The organism is Candidatus Competibacteraceae bacterium, from assembly GCA_016713505.1.
Classification (GTDB): domain Bacteria; phylum Pseudomonadota; class Gammaproteobacteria; order Competibacterales; family Competibacteraceae; genus Competibacter_A.
Window position 1 is genome coordinate 2,558,082 of sequence record JADJPA010000001.1, and the last position, 20,607, is coordinate 2,578,688.

General features: G+C 61.0%; 23 protein-coding genes. 10 read left to right on the forward strand and 13 right to left on the reverse strand.

Features of this window, described 5'->3' with window-relative positions; genetic code table 11:
• Window positions 1–56: 56 nt before the first annotated feature.
• The gene (locus IPK09_11655) at window positions 57–731 is read right to left on the reverse strand and encodes a cytochrome b/b6 domain-containing protein (protein MBK7984267.1); all 675 of its coding nucleotides are present in this window, start codon (window positions 729–731) and stop codon (window positions 57–59) included.
• A 447-nt stretch (window positions 732–1,178) separates the two neighbouring features.
• Between IPK09_11655 and leuA the strand changes: the two genes are divergently transcribed.
• Window positions 1,179–2,927 (forward strand): 2-isopropylmalate synthase, encoded by a 1,749-nt coding sequence (gene leuA / locus IPK09_11660; protein ID MBK7984268.1) that lies wholly within the window; start codon window positions 1,179–1,181, stop codon window positions 2,925–2,927.
• A 70-nt stretch (window positions 2,928–2,997) separates the two neighbouring features.
• Entirely contained in the window at window positions 2,998–4,881 is a 1,884-nt protein-coding gene (locus tag IPK09_11665) for an LTA synthase family protein (GenBank protein MBK7984269.1), read from the forward strand.
• On the opposite strand, the gene IPK09_11670 is transcribed toward IPK09_11665, so the two are convergent.
• The 3 genes from IPK09_11670 to IPK09_11680 all read right to left on the reverse strand — a co-directional run bounded on the left by IPK09_11670 (window position 4,878) and on the right by IPK09_11680 (window position 6,683).
• Entirely contained in the window at window positions 4,878–5,687 is an 810-nt protein-coding gene (locus tag IPK09_11670; GenBank protein ID MBK7984270.1) for a hypothetical protein, read from the reverse strand. The genes IPK09_11665 and IPK09_11670 overlap by 4 nt on opposite strands.
• Window positions 5,688–5,814: 127 nt before the next feature.
• Window positions 5,815–6,183 (reverse strand): hypothetical protein, encoded by a 369-nt coding sequence (locus tag IPK09_11675; protein ID MBK7984271.1) that lies wholly within the window; start codon window positions 6,181–6,183, stop codon window positions 5,815–5,817.
• Window positions 6,184–6,215: 32 nt separating this feature from the next.
• Window positions 6,216–6,683, reverse strand: a complete 468-nt coding sequence (locus tag IPK09_11680; GenBank protein ID MBK7984272.1) for a hypothetical protein — start codon at window positions 6,681–6,683, stop codon at window positions 6,216–6,218.
• A gap of 641 nt (window positions 6,684–7,324) precedes the next feature.
• Here IPK09_11680 and IPK09_11685 point away from each other — a divergent pair.
• Both IPK09_11685 and IPK09_11690 read left to right on the forward strand, forming a co-directional pair.
• Complete coding sequence (locus IPK09_11685) at window positions 7,325–7,852, forward strand: universal stress protein (GenBank protein MBK7984273.1); 528 nt, start codon at window positions 7,325–7,327, stop codon at window positions 7,850–7,852.
• 4 nt (window positions 7,853–7,856) lie between these two features.
• A complete protein-coding gene (locus tag IPK09_11690; protein ID MBK7984274.1) occupies window positions 7,857–8,282 on the forward strand; it encodes a DUF4124 domain-containing protein in 426 nt (141 codons plus the stop codon).
• A 47-nt stretch (window positions 8,283–8,329) separates the two neighbouring features.
• On the opposite strand, the gene IPK09_11695 is transcribed toward IPK09_11690, so the two are convergent.
• A complete protein-coding gene (locus tag IPK09_11695) occupies window positions 8,330–8,515 on the reverse strand; it encodes a hypothetical protein (GenBank protein MBK7984275.1) in 186 nt (61 codons plus the stop codon).
• A 144-nt stretch (window positions 8,516–8,659) separates the two neighbouring features.
• On the opposite strand from IPK09_11695, the gene IPK09_11700 reads away from it, so the two are divergent.
• Complete coding sequence (locus IPK09_11700; protein ID MBK7984276.1) at window positions 8,660–9,529, forward strand: squalene/phytoene synthase family protein; 870 nt, start codon at window positions 8,660–8,662, stop codon at window positions 9,527–9,529.
• A gap of 38 nt (window positions 9,530–9,567) precedes the next feature.
• Window positions 9,568–10,311 carry a YciK family oxidoreductase gene (locus IPK09_11705; protein ID MBK7984277.1) on the forward strand — a complete coding sequence of 248 codons (744 nt, stop codon included), beginning with the start codon at window positions 9,568–9,570 and terminating at the stop codon, window positions 10,309–10,311.
• Here the strand turns inward: IPK09_11705 and IPK09_11710 are convergent.
• From IPK09_11710 to IPK09_11735, 6 genes are read right to left on the reverse strand one after another with little or no spacing between them, the layout of a single operon-like run.
• On the reverse strand, window positions 10,280–11,389 hold the full coding sequence (locus tag IPK09_11710; GenBank protein MBK7984278.1) for a pseudouridine synthase: 1,110 nt from the start codon (window positions 11,387–11,389) through the stop codon (window positions 10,280–10,282). The genes IPK09_11705 and IPK09_11710 overlap by 32 nt on opposite strands.
• Window positions 11,382–11,984, reverse strand: coding sequence for an SMC-Scp complex subunit ScpB (gene scpB, locus IPK09_11715; GenBank protein MBK7984279.1), 603 nt, complete (start codon window positions 11,982–11,984; stop codon window positions 11,382–11,384). Before scpB ends, IPK09_11710 begins: the two co-directional genes overlap by 8 nt.
• Before the next feature lie 7 nt (window positions 11,985–11,991).
• A complete protein-coding gene (locus IPK09_11720) occupies window positions 11,992–12,780 on the reverse strand; it encodes a segregation/condensation protein A (GenBank protein MBK7984280.1) in 789 nt (262 codons plus the stop codon).
• A 42-nt stretch (window positions 12,781–12,822) separates the two neighbouring features.
• The gene (locus IPK09_11725) at window positions 12,823–13,842 is read right to left on the reverse strand and encodes a tryptophan--tRNA ligase (GenBank protein ID MBK7984281.1); all 1,020 of its coding nucleotides are present in this window, start codon (window positions 13,840–13,842) and stop codon (window positions 12,823–12,825) included.
• A gap of 28 nt (window positions 13,843–13,870) precedes the next feature.
• Entirely contained in the window at window positions 13,871–14,518 is a 648-nt protein-coding gene (locus IPK09_11730) for a site-2 protease family protein (GenBank protein ID MBK7984282.1), read from the reverse strand.
• 33 nt (window positions 14,519–14,551) lie between these two features.
• A complete protein-coding gene (locus tag IPK09_11735) occupies window positions 14,552–15,172 on the reverse strand; it encodes a threonylcarbamoyl-AMP synthase (GenBank protein ID MBK7984283.1) in 621 nt (206 codons plus the stop codon).
• 150 nt (window positions 15,173–15,322) lie between these two features.
• Here IPK09_11735 and IPK09_11740 point away from each other — a divergent pair, with 150 nt between their 5' ends.
• Genes IPK09_11740 through IPK09_11755 form a run of 4 tightly spaced genes read left to right on the forward strand, consistent with a single transcriptional unit; the run spans window position 15,323 to window position 17,462 of the window.
• A complete protein-coding gene (locus IPK09_11740; GenBank protein ID MBK7984284.1) occupies window positions 15,323–15,871 on the forward strand; it encodes a septation protein A in 549 nt (182 codons plus the stop codon).
• Window positions 15,872–15,873: 2 nt separating this feature from the next.
• On the forward strand, window positions 15,874–16,176 hold the full coding sequence (locus IPK09_11745) for a YciI family protein (GenBank protein MBK7984285.1): 303 nt from the start codon (window positions 15,874–15,876) through the stop codon (window positions 16,174–16,176).
• Window positions 16,173–16,463, forward strand: coding sequence for a BolA family transcriptional regulator (locus IPK09_11750; GenBank protein ID MBK7984286.1), 291 nt, complete (start codon window positions 16,173–16,175; stop codon window positions 16,461–16,463). Before IPK09_11745 ends, IPK09_11750 begins: the two co-directional genes overlap by 4 nt.
• A gap of 21 nt (window positions 16,464–16,484) precedes the next feature.
• Complete coding sequence (locus IPK09_11755) at window positions 16,485–17,462, forward strand: peptidylprolyl isomerase (protein ID MBK7984287.1); 978 nt, start codon at window positions 16,485–16,487, stop codon at window positions 17,460–17,462.
• A gap of 49 nt (window positions 17,463–17,511) precedes the next feature.
• Here the strand turns inward: IPK09_11755 and ligA are convergent, their stop codons facing one another.
• Window positions 17,512–19,539, reverse strand: a complete 2,028-nt coding sequence (ligA, locus tag IPK09_11760) for an NAD-dependent DNA ligase LigA (protein ID MBK7984288.1) — start codon at window positions 19,537–19,539, stop codon at window positions 17,512–17,514.
• Window positions 19,540–19,583: 44 nt separating this feature from the next.
• The gene (locus IPK09_11765) at window positions 19,584–20,462 is read right to left on the reverse strand and encodes a cell division protein ZipA C-terminal FtsZ-binding domain-containing protein (protein ID MBK7984289.1); all 879 of its coding nucleotides are present in this window, start codon (window positions 20,460–20,462) and stop codon (window positions 19,584–19,586) included.
• Between the last annotated feature and the right edge of the window lie 145 nt (window positions 20,463–20,607).

Here is a 20,607-nt window from a genome sequence, read left to right on the forward strand (position 1 = left end):
CTTTTTAAGAGAGCGGGTCATGCCGGCGCATGACCCGTTTCTGTTTGCGCCGCCGTCTAACCCACCAACAGCCAAACCGCCGCAATCGCGACCGCCAGCACCACCAAACCCAGCCAAGGGCTGACCATTCGCGGGGTCCGTTCGATCGAATCCGGCGGCAAATGCTTGAGGCCGCTCAGCATCGGATGCACCAGGTTTTCGCGCTTCACGAACAAATAGAACAACACCGCCGAAATATGTACCGCGATGACCGCCAGCAACAGGTTGAAATTGAATTTATGAACGGTGGTCAACCAATCGCTGGTGCTTTTTGACACCCAACCGTACAGCGGTCCCTCGATGGTGATATCGTCGTTGGCGAACAGACCGGTTCCCGCCTGAACCAGCAACAGCGCCAGCATCGCCAGGATCGACCAGCCCCCCATGGGATTATGGCCGAGATACAGCGGCGTCTCGCCGCGCAGCAACGCCTTGACGTACTCTATCGCCGCGCCGGGCCCGCGGACGAAATCGCCGAAGCGGACGGTATCGCTGCCCACGAAGCCCCAGATCAGGCGGAACAGCACTAAAACCAGGATCGTGTAACCGCCCCAGATGTGATAAGTCATGGTATCGCTGTTCTCGGCGGTCAGCCATTGGGCGATCATGAGCACGACCAGCGTCCAGTGAAAGATCCGGGTTGGTAGATCCCAGACCTTGACGGTTTGCAGGGGTTGCGACGTATCGGACATAGATAAACCCTCTCTGTCAGGAAAAGCCAAGGCGCAATGGTCGGCATGACCGATTCACTAATGATAACGATTTACATTCAACTTGACCTGAAACGGCCGACTGCGTTATTTTGAACCTATTATGAATGCACAATCCCGCGAGCGGTTCGAACTGCGACTGAGTTGCCCGGCCTCCTGAGTGGAGCGCCGGGTTCTGCTGCCGCCGTCGATCATCCGAACCGCTTTCAAGGATTGTCCCAATGTCTGATTCTGACCGATCCCCCTGTTTCGCTCCCCGCATTGCGGGTTGCCTTCATCGTCCTGCTTTCGTGCGTGTTCTCTCTCTTGCTCTGCTCCGACTGAGTCGCGGTCGTCGGGCCTAGCGGCGGTCCGGCGGCCGTATCCGCGCCGCATTCGCATTTTTCAGCACTGTAACCCCAGCTACCGTCAAGCAGAGAGAAATTGATCATGCATTCGGATATCCGTAGTAAATACCGCCCTTTTCCCCCGATCCAATTGCCGGACCGGCAATGGCCGTCCCAAACCATCAGCCACGCGCCGCGCTGGTGTAGCTCCGATTTGCGCGACGGCAATCAAGCACTGATCGAGCCGATGGATGGCGAGCGCAAGCGCCGTTACTTCGATCTGCTGGTGCGGATGGGCTTCAAGGAAATCGAGGTTGCCTTTCCGTCGGCCTCGCAAACCGATTTTGACTTCGTGCGCGGCCTGATCGAAGGCGGCCGGGTGCCGGACGATGTGGCCGTGCAAGTGCTGACCCAATCCCGCGAGGATTTGATCCGCCGCACCTTCGCCAGTTTGAAAGGGGTCCAGCGCGCCATTTCGCACCTGTACAACGCCACCGCGCCGATTTTCCGCGAAGTGGTGTTCGGCGTCGATCGCGCGGGTTCCATCGAACTGGCGCGATTCGGAGCGCGGCTGTTCGCGGAATGCGCCGCCGAACAACCTGAAACGGAGTGGACATTCGAGTATTCGCCGGAAACCTTCTGCTTTACCGAGTTGGATTTCGCCTTGGAAATCTGCGAGGCGGTGCTGGATATCTGGCAACCGACGCCGGAGCGCAAGGTGATTCTCAATTTGCCAGCGACCGTCGAGATGGCGACGCCGAACGTCTACGCCGATCAAATCGAATGGTTCTGCCGACGGGTTTCGCGCCGCGACTCCATCATCATCAGCGTACACCCGCATAACGACCGCGGCACCGCCGTCGCCGCCGCCGAGTTGGCCTTGATGGCGGGGGCCGACCGGGTGGAAGGTTGTTTGTTCGGCAACGGCGAGCGCACCGGTAACGTCGATCTGGTCACGTTGGCGTTGAATCTCTACAGTCAAGGCATCGAGCCGGGTTTGGATTTCTCGGTGATCGACGAAATCGTCCGCACCGCCGAATACTGCAACCAGATTCCGGTGCATCCCCGCCATCCCTACGCCGGCGATCTGGTGTTCACCGCCTTTTCCGGCTCGCATCAGGATGCGATCAAGAAAGGCTTCGCCGCGCAGGAAAAACGCTGGGCCAGCGGCGATCCTCGCTGGGAAGTCCCCTATTTACCGATCGATCCGACCGATCTGGGCCGGACTTATGAGGCGGTGATCCGGGTCAACAGCCAGTCCGGCAAGGGCGGTATCGCCTATCTGCTCGAAAAAGATCACGGCTTGCAGCTGCCGCGCCGCTTGCAGGTCGAATTCAGCCAGCGGGTGCAAGCCATCGCCGACGCCACCGGCAAGGAAATCACCTCGGATGACATCTGGGCGGCCTTCGAGGCGGAATACCTACAACGGACCGAACCGTTCCACTTCGTCGAGCATCGCATCATTCCCGACAGTCATTCCAGCGCTGTGCGCAAGCTGACCTCCACCATCCGCGAACGCGGCCAGGAGCGAGTGATTTCCGGCAAGGGCAACGGACCCATCGACGCCTTCACCGACGCCTTGAACCAGCATTATGGTTTGGACGTAAAGGTGGTCGATTATCACGAACACGCCATGGGGGCCGGCGCGAACGCCACCGCCGTCTGCTATGTCGAGGTGCGGATGGACGGCGAGCCGGCCACGCGGTTTGGGGTCGGCATCGACAGCAACATCGTCACGGCCTCGTTGAACGCGGTGGTCAGCGCCGTCAATCGGGCGTTGCGCCAAACGCTGGGCGAACTCGCGAGCGAGGGTTCCGAACAACCGCGACGGACGGCTAGTGCAGCCGCTTGAATGGGCGCTTCCGAGCCAAGCTGATCACGCTCGCTCAGCGGGCCGACGGTGTCCGGTTGGCCGTTATGGCCTGGTGCTGGACACCGTCGCCGCCATCCTTCTGCTGTTTGCCCTGACCCGGCTCGCGCTGGCGCTGCGTGTGGGCGGCGACGCCGACTGGACGCTGGCGACGCTCGCCGGCGCGGCGGCGTTGGGCCTGCTTTACGATCTTACCGTCGCCCTGCTGCTCGCATTACCGTTGGGCTTGCTGCTGGCGGTGCTGTCCGCCCGCTGGGCTCGGTTTCAACTCACGCAAATTCTGGTGCTGGTGGGAATGGCCGGCGGTCTGTTTGCCTTGCTGTTCGGCGCGGCGGCGGAGTGGTTTTTCTGGAGCGAATTTTCCTCCCGCTTCAATTTCATCGCGGTCGATTATCTGATTTATACCGATGAAGTCATCGGCAATATCCGCGAATCCTATCCGGTCGGCTGGATTCTGGGCGCGTTTGGGGGCTTGTCCTTGCTGGTGGCGGTTTCACTCCGACGACGCCTCAAGCGTCGACTCACTCAGGCGACCCCGCTGCAATCTCGGCTGGGTGGGTTCGGCGCGCACGCCTTGCTGGCGGTCGGCTTGCTGGCCAGCGTCTCCGGCAACCTCCGTGACGAGCTCCAAAATGTTTATGCGCGAGAGATCGCCGGCAATGGTTTGTTCGAGTTCGTGCGCGCGTTCAAGGACAACGAACTCGACTACAGCCGTTTTTATCGAACCTTGCCTGAAGATGTCGTTTTCGCTCGATTGCGACAGAAAATGCTGTTGGCCGGCGGCGAACCACTCAGCGCCGACCCGCGCCAATTGGCCTACCGGATTACCTCTCCAGGGCCAGAGCTGCACCCGAACGTAGTCCTGGTGATGCTGGAAAGCATGAGCGCCGACTTCATGCAAAGCTTCGGCAGCTCCAAAAACATCACGCCGACCCTAGATCGCCTCACCCGAGAAAGCCTGTTCTTCCCCCGCGCCTTCGCTTCGGGAACTCGTACCGTGCGCGGTTTGGAAGCCTTGGCGCTGTCGGTGCCGCCGACGCCGGGCAACGCCATCGTCCGCCGCCCGCACAACGAAAACCTGTTTTCGCTGGCGTCGGTGTTCAACGCCAAAGGCTACGCCAGCTTGTTTCTGTATGGCGGTTACGGCTACTTCGACAACATGAACGGCTTTTTCGGTCACAACGGTTACGAAGTGATCGACCGCTTGGCCGTGGACAAGAGCAAAATTCATCACGAAAACATCTGGGGCATCGCCGATGAGGATCTTTATACCAAGGCCTTGGAAACCTTCGACGCGAAGCACGCCGCCGTCCAACCGTTCTTCGCCCATCTCATGACCACTTCAAACCACCGGCCCTATACCTACCCGGAAGGCCGGATCGACATTCCGCCCAAGACCGGACGCGATGGCGCGGTCAAATACGCCGATTGGGCCTTGGGTGATTTTCTGGCGCGGGCCGCGACCAAACCGTGGTTTGACGATACCGTTTTCGTGATTGTCGCCGACCACCAAGCCTCGGCGGCGGGCAAAACCGATCTGCCGCTGGCGCGCTATCGGATTCCGCTGCTGATTTACGCTCCCAAGCTGTTCCCGGCCGCTCACAACCAACGCCTGATCGCCCAGATCGACATTGCCCCGACTCTGCTTGGCTTGTTGAACTGGTCTTACACCAGCAAGTTTTTCGGCCATGATGTGAACCGCTTGCCCGCCGGCAAGGAACACGCACTGATCAGCACCTATCAGACCGTCGGCTATCTCGAAAACGACCGGCTGGTCATCCTGAACCCCGGCCAGCGGACGCGCGTCGAAACCGTGAATTGGGAATCGCTCACCACCCGTCCGACCGCTGACGATCCGGTGGCGATCGCCGAAGCCATCAGCGTCTATCAGGGCGCGAGCCTGGCTTTCAAGGCCGGCTTGTTGGGCGGGCCTTAAATCGAGCGCAGGTCATGCTTCGCCCGTTCGAATTCCGCAAACGGATTGAAAGGAATATCCTCCAATACGGCGAGCTGCTGGGCCAGCTTCTCGCGCTTGAGGGCCGCCTTGACCCGAGCGTGGTTGGTTTTATCTTCCATGAATTCGTAGGATGCGGTCCGGGTGGCGGGCAAGCTGCTGGCCCCCGCGTCATGGCCGCCTCTGACCTCTTTGTCGCCACGCTCCGACAGGTAAATATCTTGGACGATGACCGCAAAAAACTCCTCCAGGTCGGTCCATTGGTCGTTAGTCGACTCGGGTTTTAATTTCTCGAACTGGCTCGGCCGAACCCCATGAACCAATTCATGTAAAAGTGTGGAGTCATCCGCGTAGGGCGCATCTTTAGGGCAAGAACCTGTCAGGAACGGGGAAAATACGACTCGGGAGTTTTTCAGGTATCGGTTGGCCGGGCGCGCATGGGCGGTCGAAGCAGGGCAAATTTGAAAGCGAATACTATCACTCTCGATGCTGATCACCGTATCACGGATGCCCGGCGGTATGATGTAAAGATCGCTAGCGAGTTGGCGGCTGGCCGCCAGGACTAATTGGCCCGTTCTTAATTTGCTGATCTTCAACAAACGCCGAAAAACCTCCGTTTCATACAAGGCATGTTGCTCGGAAAAAAACGGATTCGGCTTGAGTTCCATGTCATCCAGGTTTTGTGGCTTTTTGGCGGGATCGGCACCCGTCGCTTTCCATCGTTCATACTCCACATCATCTTGATCGTTACCGTTCACAATGATGCGATAAGGTTTGAATTTGATCACCGCTTTAGCTCCTGTGCCGGCAAACCGAATTGCTCGATGGGCATCGATTTCTGAAAAGGAGGAGGGGTTATGCGCTTGAACCAGCCGGCTTCAACGCCTTATCGAAGCCGGCCTCATGCCAGTACCGTCACCATTGCCCGAAGAAGTCGGTGATATCGAAGCAAACGGTCTTTGATTCGCCATGGATGGTTTCTATTTCCAGCGTATCAAAGGTTTTTTTACCAGCACCGCTCACCGCTTGTTCCGTTACCTTCGCTTTCGGATACTTCCACGCAATCCACGCTTTTTCAGCCGCTACCCCTTCCCTGTTATTGGCGGCGTTCCTGACGGTGATCGCCTTTTGGCAAGTCGATCCATCGGACCCAGCGAATGTCACATGGCTCAGATGGCTGGGCAGGACCGGCCGTACTGAAAGTCTGATGTCATCGGCTTGCGCCGAGGCAACGCCGATCGTCAATACCAGCAACAACATCAGGTCGTGGGAAACATTTTTCATCGCTAGCCGCCCTTCTCCAGCATCACGCCACATTAGCCCAGCACTTCACCATAAACGCCTTTCTCATAAGCTTCACCTTCTTCGTTTGAAGGATCTCCCGGCACTTCATCATCGACGCCGTCCTGAGCATCGGCCCAGTGCGTCAGCTCGTGCAAGATCGTCACCCCAAGCAGATAGACCTGCTTGCCGTTTTTCATACTGACCAAACCTTTGCCGGCTTCGAAATCCCTCACTAATTTCTCATCGACGCGCAACTCATTGGAATTCCATGTGTAGCAACCGTAAGCTTTCTTACCCGCGCAGCGTAGATTCTTTACCACGGTAATGGTCGGACCCTGGCCCCACTTCAATGCATTTTTGATGGTTTCCTTGGTCGTTTTTCCCGCCAGCTTCTGAATGGCGTTGACAATCTTTTGGACCTCGGCCACTTGCGGCATATTGATTTTTACGTAGTAAAGCATTTTCGGAAATTTTTTCGCGGTATCGTCGGACAGTTGCATGATGATAACTCTCAGCCAATGATTTAAACGATCCGGCTCGCGGCCGGCTCCAACAATCGCAGTCTTCTCTAAAAGATAAGAGCGACCTTGATCCGGCGGCTGCGATGTGCCCGAGAAGGCTGATCGCAAAAAGCGGGCCAATCTTAGCTTAGCTTTATATATTAATAACTTGCTTCGATGTTTCTCATCACGCTCCATTTCAGGGCCATTCGAAATGGCCGTTTGGACCGGCCCAATCTGAGCCAGTCTCTATGACGGTTAAGAGCAATAGAGGGTTTAAAGAGAGATCAACCGAGCGCGCCTTCCGGCATCCTTGGCCCAAACGCCTGAGGCGAGCTGCTTGCTGGGCCGAATGCGGCCGGTGGCCACTGCAAGCGCCATCGCCTTGATTTTCGGCTGTGCTCGGCGGGCTTGGCCGCCCGCTTCAAAATCCGTCCGGCGGCCACCGACCCACATCCGCAACGATTTCTTGGCTTCATGCTTTGCAATAACGACATGCTGGTTAGGCGAGCTTCACAAAGCGCGATTGCAAGAGAGACAAGATTAGAATTAGGCTATCGGCGGGCACGGCCATTGCTTGTTGGAGCAGGTTGAGCAACCGGCCGTCCTATTCGGTCTTCCACCCTGTTCGGAGCGCGCGTATGTCCTCTCAGATCAAAACTATCTTGTATACCACGGCGTTGAGCCCCTACACCCGACCGGTGCTACGCTTTACGGTCGAATTGGCCAGACAGCACAAGGCCAAAATCGTCCTGCTGCATGTGGTCGAACCGCTGAGCAGCTCCGTTCGCTTCCTGATGGATAACTACTTGTCGCCTGACAAGGTGGAAGAGTTACACCGCGAAGCCACCAGCGGCATCCTGGAAAAATTCCACCGGCGCTTGGAAACGTTCTGCGCCGAAGAACTCGGATCGACCCTCGAACAGACTCAAGTCATCTCGGAAATCCGCGTCGTCAGCGGCATTCCGCACGAAGCCATCTTGCGCGAGGCCGACCGCTGTGACGCCGATTTGATCACCATGGGCACGCACGCCGGATCCAATGCGTTGGGCAACGCCATTCTGGGCTCGACCACCCGGCGGATTACCCTGAGTTCGAAGCGGCCGGTTTTGATTGTTCCTTTCGTGCAGGACCCGGACAATGAATGGCCTTCACAAAGACGGATTTGATGGATTGTGCTACTTCCTCCAGTTTCCCTCAGCCCGCCAGCGCGCGGCGGGCCATTCCTTGGCCGGCAGGTGGCCTCCTCTGCTGCTGGGAGCTTTCCTACTGATCTTGCATAGCGGTTCGATCGTTGCCGAGGAGGGTGTTTATACGTGGAAGGATGGGTCGGGACGCGTGCATTACAGCAATCGCCGGCCTGAAAACCAACCGGTGCAGGCCGTCGAGCTCAACGCCAAACCGGTCGTCGTGCAGCCGACCAAGCAGATCTATACCTGGACTGACCGGCAAGGCAAGGTCCACTATGGCGCCAAACCGCCCGCCGATATGCCCGCCAAGGAATTAAAGGAAAACGATAGCTCGCTGTCGACGGTACCTTTCAATCCGCTGAGCGTGGACAACCAGGACATCTTGCAAGAATTGCAGCCGCGCAAGTAACTCTCATCCTGCGCGGTCCGACCGGGAGAACGCTGATGTTTGCGGAATCAAGCCCGAGCGCCGTTACAAGCGTCCGGCCAGCGCCGCCGCATTTCGCTCAGCCAGGACTGCCGCAACCGCAGTCGTGTTGCGACAGGAGCCCCGTGCAACAAGGCGCGATAGTAGTGATAGGACGCGCGCGTGACGGCTCGCTCGTATTCCGGCAGCTTATTAATATCGCCAATGGTCATCATGATAGGCCTCGCTTTGCAACGAGTATTCGAAGAAGTTAGCTGCAATAAGGCAAATAACATGCCTATTGCAATTCGCCGGCTCCCGAACGCAAAAATTGGCGGTGCGGAGGAACGAACCACCGCCCTCAAGCGACCAACGAATCGATGACTCCCGATGATTATTGCTACAAGCTAGCGGCGCCGCCAGGTTCGGATTTTCGTTATAGCTTGTTGGGGCTGCCGCTGGCGCGCCGTCAAGCTTTGATCGCGGTTAAGGCTTTTGAGGTAGAAGTCACGCAAATTGTCGATCAGTGCCAGAATTCCAGTGTTGCACGAGCCAAATTGGACTGGTGGCGTGACGAAATCGGTCGCCTGTTTGTGGATAAACCGCAACATCCTGTCACGCTCGCTTTGCAACCCTATATCAGCACCTGCAATCTGCCCGAGGAGTACTTTCGAGAGATTTCGGACGGGGCTGCGATGGATGTGGATGTGGGCGCTTATCCCAGCTTCAGCGAATTGAGCTTATACGCCCACCGCAGGGGCAGCATACCGACCTTGCTGGCGGCGGAAATCCTGAATTATCGGAATCGACGCGGCACGCCCCGGTTCGCGCACGACGCAGGACTGATGTTGCTGTTGTTCGAATTGCTATACGAGGTTCGCCGCCATGCTCAACTCGGGCGCGTCTATCTGCCTGAAGATGAAATGCAGCGCTACGATATACGGCCAAGCGATCTGTTGGCCGCGCAGACCACGGAGCGTCTGCGCCGGCTGTTCGCGGCTCAGGCCGAGCGGATTCGCGATGTCCACCAGCGGGCCTTGCGCCAGCTGTCGGATGAGGATCGCTACGCGCAATATCCTCTGTTGATCCGGCTCGAACTGGCGCTGGCGCTGCTGGCCGAGATTGCCGAGGACGGCTACCGGTTGTTGGAACAGCGCATTCAGCTGACGCCCGTGCGCAAACTGTGGTTGGCTTGGCGGTTGCGACGCCGCGAAAAGCAGCCCTATCGCCCCTCGACGGTGACAGAGTAAACTATTTTATCCATTCCCGTGGGACATAAGGTACCACCATGAAAGATTACCAAGCTCCCCTCGATTTGCTCAGAAATCGAGTTGTTCTGGTGACCGGCGCGGGCGACGGCCTCGGTCGCATCGTCGCCCGTCGGCTGGCCCTTCACGGTGCGACCGTCATCCTGCTCGGCCGCACGATCCGCAAACTGGAGCAAATCTACGACGAAATCGAGCAGGCGGGCGCTCCTAAACCGGCGATTTATCCGATGAATCTGGAAGGAGCGAACGCCAAGGATTACGCCGATCTGGCGCAGGTATTGGAAACCGAATTTGGTCGCTTGGACGGCCTGCTGCACAACGCCACGCTGTTCGAGGGCCTGACGCCACTGGCCAATTACGATATCGAACTGTGGTATCGGATCTTGCAGGTCAATCTGAACGCGCCCTTCTTGCTGACGCGGGCGGTGCTGGGCCTGTTGAACCGCTCCGCTGACGCCTCGGTGGTCTTTACCGCCGACCGGGCCAGCGCGCAGGGTCGAGCGTATTGGGGCGCCTATGCGGCGGCCAAGGGCGGCGCCGAAACGCTGATGAAAATACTGGCCAGCGAATTGGAAACCAACACGCCGATCCGGGTCAACAGCATCGACCCCGGTCAAGTCCGCACCGGCCTGACCCTGCGGGCTTATCCAGGCCGCCCCACCACCGAATGGACCGACCCGGAAGCGGTGTTAGCGGCTTATTTGTACCTGTTGGGACCGGACAGCAAAGGCATCACCGGCCAGATCGTGCGCGCCCAGGATTGAGCGGACGGCGGGGGCCGCCGGTTGTCGTGCGCCCGCCGCCACCCCGCGAAGCGCCGGAGCGGTTATTCCAAGGATCGACGGCAGCGCGCGGCGCGGTGGCCGCCCCTCGGTCGGCGCGCTGTGGCTTGGCCGATCGGCCCGCCTTCGCTTGCGGTGGCTCCTGGCGTTGGTCGCGGGCGCCCTTTCGGCTTTCTTCCCAACGGTTCGGCTTGACGGGCGACGCCGGAGCGGGATGACGGATTTCTGACGCGACCGCCGGAGTTTTGCCGCGAACCCGACCGCGCTGCTGGCCGCCGGCTCCGAACGAGCGCGGCACTCCCGCAGGGGCCGTAACCGCCGGCTCAGGGGGATAGCCCACCGCCGCCAGCAGCGCCTCGATTTGCGTCCCGTCCAACTCGTCCCAGCGGCCTGGATGCAAGCCCCGGCGCAAGGCCACCGGCCCGTAGCGGACCCGGATCAGCCGGCTGACCGTAATCCCTTGCGATTCCCACAAGCGCCGCACCTCCCGGTTGCGCCCTTCGCGCAGAATGACGTGATACCAATGGTTCGCTCCGTCGCCGCCGACCGCACGGATCGCCTCGAAGCGGGCCACGCCATCCTCCAACGGAACGCCTTCCCTGAGCCGCCCGAGCGTTTCCGGCGCGACTTCACCCAACACCCGCGCCGCATACTCGCGCTCGATTTGTGATGAAGGGTGCATCAGGCGATTCGCCAATTCGCCGTCGTTGGTCAGCAGCAACAGGCCCTGCGTGTTGAGATCGAGCCGACCGACCGCGACCCAGCGCCCGTCGCGCAACCACGGCAAGCGGTCGAACACCGTGGGCCGGCCCTCGGGGTCGCGGCGGGTGGTCATTTCGCCAACCGGTTTGTAATAGGCCAGCACGCGCCGCGGCGGCCGGTCCGCGCGCACCCAAACCGCTTTGCCGTCGATCTGAATCTGGTCCGCGCCGCCAACCTGAACGCCCAGTTGCGCGGGAGTTCCGTTGACGGTGATTCGCCCCTGTCGGACCCAATCCTCGATCTGCCGGCGGGAACCGAGGCCGGCGCGGGCTAAAAATTTCTGCAAGCGTTCAGACATCAGAGGGTTCCGCCGACGGTAAGGAATCGTTGGGCGGCGCCAGGGCGCGACGCTCCAGGGCGGCACCGATGGCGTCCGGATCGCGGCCCGCCGCCAGCGCCGGCAGCTCGCTCAAGCTTTTGAGGTTGAAATAATCGAGAAAAGCGTAGCTCGTGGCATACAACGCCGGCCGGCCCGGCACTTCGCGATGGCCGACCACCTTGATCCAATCTCGCTCTTGCAGGGTTTTCATGATGCTGCCGCTCAAACTGACTCCGCGCACGGCCTCGATTTCGCCGCGGGTGATCGGCTGGCGGTAGGCGATCAGCGCCAGCGTTTCCAGCAGGGCGCGAGAATAGTGAGCGGTCCGCTCCTCCCACAAGCGCGAGACCCAAGGCGCGAAGGCTGGCGGGACTTGCAAGCGGAAGCCGCCGGCCACTTCCACCAGCTCCAGGCCCCGCCCCTCGCAAGCGGCCGCCAGTTCGGCCAAGGCAGCGCACAGCTTCTCGCGCTCGGGGCGTTCCGCTTCGGGAAACACGGCCAGCAAGCGCTCCAGCGGCAGGGGTTCAGCGGCAGCCAGCAGCACCGCCTCCAAAATCGCTTTCAGTTCCGGCATCGTCGGTTCACAGCCGCTTGCGGACGTGGATCGGCGCGAACGGCTCGGCCTGCGTCAGTTCCAAAAGGGTTTCCCGCAGCAATTCAAGGATCGCCAGAAAAGTCACCACCACCCCCATCCGCCCTTCCTCCGCCCGGAACAAGGCGCTAAAGGGCATGAAGCGCAGCGCGTCCAAACGCTCCAGCACCTGACTCATCCGCTCCCGCACCGAGAGGGTTTCGCGCCGGATCTGATGGTGGCCGTACAGTTCCGCGCGGGCCATCACCTCACGCAAGGCCGCCAGCAGCTCGGCCAGGCTGACCGGCGGCGGCTCGCGCGCGGCCTGGCATCCGACCGGTTCGGCGCGGGCGAGGAAAATGTCGCGCTCCAGGCGCGGCAAGGCCTCCAACGCTTGAGCGGCCTGTTGAAAGCGCTCGTATTCCTGAAGCCGCCGCGCCAGCTCGGCGCGCGGGTCTTCCTCCTCCGCTTCGGCCGCGGCCGGCTTCGGCAGCAGCAGCCGCGATTTGATTTCCGCCAGCCAAGCCGCCATCACCAGATAATCCGCCGCCAGCTCCAACCGCAATTCCCGCATCAACGCCAGATAGTCCAGATATTGACGGGTGATGTCAGCAACGGGAATATCGAGGATGTTGAGATTCTGCCGCCTGATCAGATAAAGCAACAAATCCAGCGGCCCTTCGAAGGCCTCCAGAAACACTTCCAACGCATCCGGCGGAATGTAGAGATCCCGCGGCAATTGCAGGTAAGGCTCGCCGCCGACCTTGGCGAGCGGCGCCGGTTCGCGGCTGGCGTCCATCGGCTCAGGCGCCCCGCGCTCGGTCGCGAGCGGCTGGCGCGATCAAGAGGCGCGCTGGCCGTGCAACGGGCGGATGCCGACCGCGCGCCGCAGCTCCTGGAGGAACGGCGCGCTGTACTCGCGCGCCCGCGCCGCGCCGCGCTTGAGAATCCGCTCGATGTGATCCGGCTGTTCCAACAGCGCCTGATAGCGCTGGCGCGGCTCGCTCAGACGGGCGTTCAGGTATTCGAACAGCGCCTGCTTCATCTCGCCCCAGCCGATGCCTCGGGCGTAACGCGCTCGCATCGTCGCTGCTTCTTCGGCGCTGGCGAAGGCTTGGTAAAGCTGAAACAGCGTGCAGCTATCGGGGTCCTTGGGCGCTTCCGGCGGCAGCGAGTTGGTCTTGATCCGCATGATCAGCTTGCGCAGCGTTTTCTCCGGCTCGAACAGCGGGATGGTGTTGCCGTAGCTCTTGCTCATCTTGCGGCCGTCCAACCCGACCAGCACCGCCGTTTTTTCATCCACCACGGCTTCGGGCAACACGAAATGCTCGCCGTAGAGATGATTGAAACGGGCGGCGATGTCGCGGGCCATCTCCAGATGCTGGATTTGATCCTTGCCGACCGGAATCTTGCTGGCTTTGAACATCAAAATGTCGGCCGCCATCAGGATCGGATAGCAGAACAGGCCCATGGTGACGCCCTTATCGGGGTCCTTGTCGGGATCGGCCACGTTGTCGGCCACCGCCGCCTTGTAAGCGTGGGCGCGGTTCATCAGCCCCTTGGCGGTGACGCAGGTCAGCATCCAAGTCAGTTCCAGAATTTCCGGGATGTCGGTCTGGGCGTAAAAAATGACGTTGTCGACATCCAGCCCCAGCGCCAGCCAGGTCGCGGCCACCTCCAGGCGGGACCGGTGCACCAGCGCGGGGTCCTGGCACTTCACCAGCGCGTGATAGTCGGCCAGAAAATAAAACGATTGCACGTCCCGCCGCCGGCTGGCTTCGATGGCGGGCAGGATCGCACCGACGTAATTGCCCAGATGCGGGGTGCCCGTGGTGGTGATGCCGGTCAGGGTGATTTCCATGATGACAGTGAAACGATGGGGTTCCGATTTAAGAGAAAAACAGCGTGATAATAAAATTGCGAATGCTGCTGACCAGAGGCATCAAGTCCAGGACACCGCTGACCAATAAAAACAACAGAACCATCAAACCATAAGGCTCGAAGCGGGCCATCAGCAACCCGAAGCGCTCCGGCAGGAAGCCCGCCAGCACCCGCGAACCATCCAACGGCGGCACCGGCAGCAGGTTGAGCACGCCCAACATGACGTTGACATCGATACCGACGACACCCATCAACAGCAGCGGCTCCCCCGCCCAGGCCAGCGTATCCTCCAAACCGTGGCCGACCAGCGCCAGCAAGCCCCAGCCCAGCGCCATGAGCAAATTCGCCGTCGGCCCGGCCAGCGCCACCAGCGCCATATCGCGTTTGGGGTGGCGCAAGCGCTGGTAGTTGACCGGCACCGGCTTGGCCCAGCCGAAGATGAAACCGCCGAGCACATATAGCAATCCCGGAACCAACACGGTGCCGACCGGATCGACGTGCCGCAACGGATTGAGGCTGAGCCGGCCTTGCGATTGGGCGGTGGTGTCGCCGAAGCGCAAGGCCGCCCAGCCGTGCGCCACCTCGTGCAAGGTGATGGCAAACAACAGCGGCGGCGCCATTAAGACGATCAGTTGAATCGCATTCAAGTCTTGCATGACGCGATTATACGCAGCGCTGCTCGATACGGCCTAGAGAAAAGGGCCGGCGTCCCCCAGCCCCTGGCGGATCAGCTCCGGGGCGTCGCCGGTCAGGTCCAGCACCGTGGTGGGCTCGCGCCGGCCGGGACCGCCGTCGATGAGCAAATCCACCTCCTTGCTCAAGCGTTCCGCGATGTCTTGCGGATCGGTCAACGGCCAATCGTCGCCCGGCAGGCTGAGCGTGCAACTCATGATCGGCTCGCCCAATTCCGCCAGCAACGCGCGGGCGATGACGTTATCCGGCACCCGGATGCCGATGGTCTTGCGGCGGGGATGCTGCAAGCGGCGCGGGACTTCGTGAGTCGCTTGCAAGATGAAGGTGAACGGACCCGGCGTGGCCGCCTTGAGCAAGCGGTAGCGCTGGTTGTCCACCTTGGCGTAGGTGGCGATCTCCGACAGATCGCGGCATACCAGGGTAAAGTTGTGATGGCGGTCGGTCTGGCGGATGTGGCGGATGCGCTCCGCCGCCGCCTTGTCGCCCAGCCGACACCCCAGCGCGTAACTGGAGTCGGTCGGATACGCGATGACCCCGCCCGCGCCCAGGCGTTCCACCGCCTGAGCGATCAGGCGCGGTTGCGGGTTGAGCGGATGGATTTGTAAAAAACGGCTCATAACCTGTACTATTCTCTGCGCGTGTCAATAATGATCGAACTGGCAAGCTTGCAGTTCGGGGTCTTGTTCGTTCGAGACGGCCACTGCGGGGCCTCCTTTCTTTCATCCGCCCGCCTCCCTGCATCTTACAAACGGAATCTCGCTACCGGCATGAAATTGCTGTTTGACTTCCTGCCCATCGTCTTGTTCTTCGTCGCCTACAAACTGGCGGACATTTATGTCGCCACCGGGGTGTTGATCGTCGCGACCCTGGCCCAGGTCGGCTGGACTTGGTTCCGCCAGCGCCGGATCGAGAAAATGCCGCTGATCACCGCCGGACTGGTGCTGGTGTTGGGTGGCGCGACCTTGGCCCTGCACGATCCGATCTTCGTCAAATGGAAACCGACCGTCGTAAACTGGTTGTTTGGCTTGGCTTTCATAGGCAGCCGCTTCATCGGCCAGAAAACGCTGCTGGAGCGGATGATGGGCGCTCAATTGGAACTTCCCGCCGCGGTCTGGGTCAAGCTGACATTTGCTTGGGCGGTCTTCTTTTTGGTGATGGGCGCGGTCAATCTCTATGTCGCGTTCACATTCGATGAAAACACCTGGGTCAATTTCAAGCTGTTCGGAATACTGGGCCTGACGCTGTTGTTCATTCTGGCGCAAGCCGCCTACATGAGCCGCCATCTCAATACCGACGATCCGTCCAAGGAATCTTGATCATGCTATATGCGATTTTGGGCCGCGACGCGCCCGACAGCCTGGAGCAGCGCCTGGCGGCGCGCCCTGCCCATCTGGAGCGCTTGCAAGATCTGTTGGCCGAGGGTCGTCTGATCCTGGCCGGACCGCTGCCCGCCATCGACGGTCCCGATCCCGGTTCGGCTGGTTTCCAGGGCAGTCTGATGGTCGTCGAATTCTCCTCGCTGGAAGAGGCCCGAGCGTGGGCCAAGGCCGATCCTTATGTCGCCGCCGGCGTATTCGCGGCAGTCGACGTGTATCCCTTCCGCAAAGTGCTGCCGGCGTGAGCGACCGCATCGCCCTGATCGAGCAACGCTTGCGCGCCGCGCTGGCGCCCGAGCAGCTGGAGATCGTGGATGACAGCGCCGCTCACGCCGGTCACGCCGGTGCGCGCGAAGGCGGCCATTTTACCCTGCGTATCGTCTCGGCCGCTTTTACCGGCAAGCCCCTCATTCAGCGCCACCGTATGATTCATGCGGCGGTGGCCGACCTCATGCGCCGGGAGATTCACGCCTTGAGCATCAATAAGGCCCAAACCCCGGACGAAGCCCGTTCCTCAATCCCTGGAACCTAGCCTACGATGGAAACCACTCTGATGAAAATCAACAAACTGACCTTCCCACTGCTGGCCTTGTCTTCCGCGCTGCTGCTATCCGGCGCGGCGCTGGCCGCCGATGACAAGAAAGCCGAAGCGGCCGCGCCAACCGCGCCAACCGCGCCAACCGCGCTGACCGCTCCAGCGCCGCCCGCCAAACCGGTCGAATTCACCATTCCCGACCCGGTCGCGGTGGTCAACGGCAAGCCGATTCCCAAGGCGGCGTTCGAGCAATACGTCCAACAGTTGCGCGGCCGCACCAAGGTCGACTCGCCGGAGGCCAGTAAGTCATTGATCGATCAACTCGTCTTGGAAGAACTGCTGGTCCAGCAAGCCGACAAGCAGAAGCTGGCCGAGACCCCGGAGATCAAGCAGCAGTTGGCCATGGTCCAGCGCAGCCTGCTGGCCAGCAGCGTGATCCGCCGGATGTTGAACGACAACGCGCCCGGCGAAGACGCCATCAAGAAAGAATATGAAACCGCCACGGCGGCGATGAAGGGTAAAGAGTATAAGGCCAGCCATATCTTGGTGGATTCCGAGGATAAGGCCAAGGAAATCATCGCCGAACTCAAGAAAGGCGGTAATTTCGCCGAATTGGCCAAGGCCAAATCCAGCGACAGCTCCAAGGACAACGGCGGCGATCTGGGCTGGTTCACGCCGAGCATGATGGTGCCGCCGTTCGCGCAAGCGGTCGCCAAGATGGAAAAAGGCAAATACAGCGAACAGCCGGTGCAAACCTCGTTTGGCTGGCACGTCATTCAGTTGGAAGACATTCGCGATGCGACACCGCCCTCGCTGGACGAGTTGAAACCGCAAATCACCCAGATGCTGCAAAGCCGGATGGTGAACGATTATCTGGAAAAACTGAAAGCCGACGCCAAGGTCGACGTCAAGGAAATCCAGGTCAGCGAAGCCGCCAAGCCAGCGGCGGAACCGGCCAAGACCGTCAAGGAAGAAAAGAAGGAAGAAAAGAAATAACCGCGAACCTTGCTAGCGCGTCCGCCCTCTCCCGAGCGGGAGAGGGCGTTTATCCTCCCAGCAACGCCAGCAACCCCAGCTCGTCCAACACCGTCACCCCGAGCTCCCGCGCTTTATCCAGCTTGGAGCCCGCATCGCGGCCCGCCACGACATAATCGGTCTTCTTGGACACGCTGCCCGCCACCTTGGCACCCAGGGTCCGCAGCCGGGCGGTCGCCTGATCGCGGCTCAGCGACTCCAGGGTTCCAGTCAACACCACCGTCTTGCCGGCGAGCGTGCGATCACCGCTGGCGGGTGGCGCTGTTTCAGGCCAGCGCACGCCAGCGGCCCGCAACCGCGCGATAATCTCCAGATTGTGCGGCTCCTGAAAAAAGGCCCGGATCGCCGCCGCCACCACCGATCCGACATCGGGCACGTGCCGCAGCCGTTCTTCATCCACCGCTAGCAATGCATCCAACGCACCGAAATGCTCCGCCAGCGCCAAAGCCGTCGACTCGCCAACTTCACGAATGCCGAGCGCGTACAGGAAGCGCGCCAGCGTGGTGGTTTTAGCTCGTTCCAACGCCTCGACCAGCTTGGCGGCGGATCTCGAACCCATCCGCTCCAGCTCCGCCAATGCGCCCGCATCGAGCGAAAATAGATCGGCGGGATCGCGCACCAGTTCCCGCTCGATCAGTTGCTCGACTAGTTTGTCGCCCAACCCATCGATATTCAAAGCCCGGCGCGAGGCAAAATGGCGGATCGTCTCCTTGCGTTGCGCCCGACAATATAAACCACCCACGCAGCGCGCCACGGCTTCGCCCGCGGCGCGCTCGATGCGCGATCCGCACACCGGGCAGGTTTCCGGCATGGCATACGGTCGCGCCTCGGGCGGGCGACGCTCCAACACCACCCCGCTGACCTCGGGAATCACATCGCCGGCCCGGCGCACTTGCACGGTATCGCCGACCCGCACATCCTTGCGGGCGACTTCATCGGCATTGTGCAGGGTCGCATTGGTGACGGTGACCCCGCCCACGAACACCGGCTTGAGCCGCGCCACCGGCGTGATCGCCCCGGTGCGGCCGACCTGCACCTCGATGGCCTCGACCACGGTCAGTTCTTCCTGAGCGGGGAATTTGTGGGCCACCGCCCAGCGTGGCTCGCGGGTACGAAAACCCAATTGCCGCTGCCAGTCAAGGCGATTGACCTTGTACACCACGCCATCGATATCGAACGGCAAGGTCTCGCGCTTCGCGGCGACGGCTCGATGAAAAGCGCTCAAACCCTCCGCCCCTCGCGCCACCGCACGCTCGTCGCTCACCGGCAAACCCCAGTTCGCCAGTGCGTCGAGCACCTCACCGTGGGTCGCGGGCGCTTCCCAACCCTGCGTCTCGCCCAAGCCGTAGGCGAAAAAAGACAGGGGACGTTTCGCCGCGATGGTCGGATCGAGCTGGCGGATGCTGCCGGCCGCGCCGTTGCGGGGATTGACTAGCGCGGGCAAGCTCGCCGCCCGCTGCCGGGCGTTATAGCGCTCGAAATCCGGGCGGCTCATGTACACTTCGCCGCGCACTTCCAGCACGTCCGGCGCGACGCCGCGCAGCCGCAGCGGCACCGCCTTGATGGTGCGCACGTTCTGCGTGACCTCCTCGCCGGTTTCGCCATCGCCGCGGGTGGCGGCCTGCACCAGCCGGCCCTTTTCGTAGCGCAAGCTGATCGCCAAGCCGTCGAATTTCAATTCGCAGGCGTACTCCACAGGTTCGGCCGCCGCCCCCAAACCTAGTTCGCGCCGTACCTGAGCATCGAACGCCTTGGCTCCGCCCGGACCGATATCGGTTTCGGTCCGGATCGAAAGCATGGCAACGCGATGCCGGACCGGCTCGAAGCGATCGAGCGCCTTGCCGCCGACGCGCTGGGTGGGGGAGGTAGGGTCGTAAAGTTCGGGATAGTCTACTTCCAGCGCCTGCAATTCCCGAAACAGCCGATCGTATTCGGCGTCGGGAACGGCCGGTTCATCCAGCACGTAGTAGCGGTAGTTGTGCTGGTCGAGCTGAGCGCGTAGCTCCAAGGCTCGCTGGGCGGCGGCGGGAGCCGTCATGGCAGGTGTCGTTTCGGCTCGGAAACTTCGGTGCGGGCCAGCGCCTAGCGCGCCGCCCGTTCTAACTTGGCGACCCTATCGCGCAGGTTCAGCAGGCCCTGATTGGTCAGCTTGTGGCGGTGTTCGTCGCAAATCACGCCGCCCAGCTTGCGGGCGACATGATCGACGGCGAGCACTAGCAGGTCCAAGGCTTTCATGCCGTCTAGCGGGCCGGGCAAGGTCATAAAGACCAACAAGCCCGGCGTCGCCAACTCGTCCAGCGTCTCCGGCTGAAACGAACCCGGCTTGCGCAGGTGCGCCAGACTGAAGACCGGGGTATACATGGAGGTCGCGCCTTCCGGATGGCGCTCGAACAAACCCGCCTCGCTCAATAAGAACCCCCCCTCTTCGGCCGCCGCTTGGATATCAACACCCTTGAACAATTGATGGCGCGGCGCGAGGATGGTCAAGGCGATGGTGGTCTTGGGCGGAGCGGAGGCTTCGGCCAGCGGCGGAGGCTCGACAGCGGGCCTCAGCGGCGCGGGCGGCGCCGCGCCGGGCGTTCTGCCCGGCAGCTTCTTCTTAAAATCCTTCAAACCGTTCATGCGCTTGGCCAGCGTCAGCGGCGGCTTGACAAGCGGAGGCGTCTGTTCGGCGTCGGCGTCGCGCGGGATCGGCCGAATTTCCACGTCCACCAGTATCTTGTCGGCCAAATGATGATCGGGGGTCACCCGGCCCACCCCGCCGATTTCATGGCCCTCAAGCGCTTCTTCCGCCAAATCGGGAGAGGTATCGCCCAACATCGGTTCGCTTGCTGAAGACCGGCGCCGCCGTTTGCGGATTTCTTCTTTCAGGCGCGCGCGGATGCCCCAAAGATAGATCAGGGCGACCACGACAATCCCGATACCGGCCAGCAGCCACTGTAATTGCGTTTTCTCTTCCATAAATACAAGGCCCTAGATTGCGCCAGCCGCAACCAGTTTTCGCCACGGTTATTTTATTGGAGCGGTTTTTCCTGACCCAGCCGCGTCAGGGGTTGGGGAGAAGACCCCACCGTTCCATCTATAAAGGAATTACTTTAACAAATGC

Coding starts and splice junctions, on each gene's coding strand:
- IPK09_11655 (MBK7984267.1), bottom strand. CDS start 731: ATGTCCGATACGTCGCAACCCCTGCAAACCGTCAAGGTCTGGGATCTA.
- leuA (MBK7984268.1), top strand. CDS start 1,179: ATGCATTCGGATATCCGTAGTAAATACCGCCCTTTTCCCCCGATCCAA.
- IPK09_11675 (MBK7984271.1), bottom strand. CDS start 6,183: ATGAAAAATGTTTCCCACGACCTGATGTTGTTGCTGGTATTGACGATC.
- IPK09_11680 (MBK7984272.1), bottom strand. CDS start 6,683: ATGCAACTGTCCGACGATACCGCGAAAAAATTTCCGAAAATGCTTTAC.
- IPK09_11685 (MBK7984273.1), top strand. CDS start 7,325: ATGTCCTCTCAGATCAAAACTATCTTGTATACCACGGCGTTGAGCCCC.
- IPK09_11695 (MBK7984275.1), bottom strand. CDS start 8,515: ATGATGACCATTGGCGATATTAATAAGCTGCCGGAATACGAGCGAGCC.
- IPK09_11700 (MBK7984276.1), top strand. CDS start 8,660: ATGACTCCCGATGATTATTGCTACAAGCTAGCGGCGCCGCCAGGTTCG.
- IPK09_11705 (MBK7984277.1), top strand. CDS start 9,568: ATGAAAGATTACCAAGCTCCCCTCGATTTGCTCAGAAATCGAGTTGTT.
- IPK09_11710 (MBK7984278.1), bottom strand. CDS start 11,389: ATGTCTGAACGCTTGCAGAAATTTTTAGCCCGCGCCGGCCTCGGTTCC.
- scpB (MBK7984279.1), bottom strand. CDS start 11,984: ATGCCGGAACTGAAAGCGATTTTGGAGGCGGTGCTGCTGGCTGCCGCT.
- IPK09_11720 (MBK7984280.1), bottom strand. CDS start 12,780: ATGGACGCCAGCCGCGAACCGGCGCCGCTCGCCAAGGTCGGCGGCGAG.
- IPK09_11725 (MBK7984281.1), bottom strand. CDS start 13,842: ATGGAAATCACCCTGACCGGCATCACCACCACGGGCACCCCGCATCTG.
- IPK09_11730 (MBK7984282.1), bottom strand. CDS start 14,518: ATGCAAGACTTGAATGCGATTCAACTGATCGTCTTAATGGCGCCGCCG.
- IPK09_11735 (MBK7984283.1), bottom strand. CDS start 15,172: ATGAGCCGTTTTTTACAAATCCATCCGCTCAACCCGCAACCGCGCCTG.
- IPK09_11740 (MBK7984284.1), top strand. CDS start 15,323: ATGAAATTGCTGTTTGACTTCCTGCCCATCGTCTTGTTCTTCGTCGCC.
- IPK09_11745 (MBK7984285.1), top strand. CDS start 15,874: ATGCTATATGCGATTTTGGGCCGCGACGCGCCCGACAGCCTGGAGCAG.
- IPK09_11755 (MBK7984287.1), top strand. CDS start 16,485: ATGAAAATCAACAAACTGACCTTCCCACTGCTGGCCTTGTCTTCCGCG.
- ligA (MBK7984288.1), bottom strand. CDS start 19,539: ATGACGGCTCCCGCCGCCGCCCAGCGAGCCTTGGAGCTACGCGCTCAG.
- IPK09_11765 (MBK7984289.1), bottom strand. CDS start 20,462: ATGGAAGAGAAAACGCAATTACAGTGGCTGCTGGCCGGTATCGGGATT.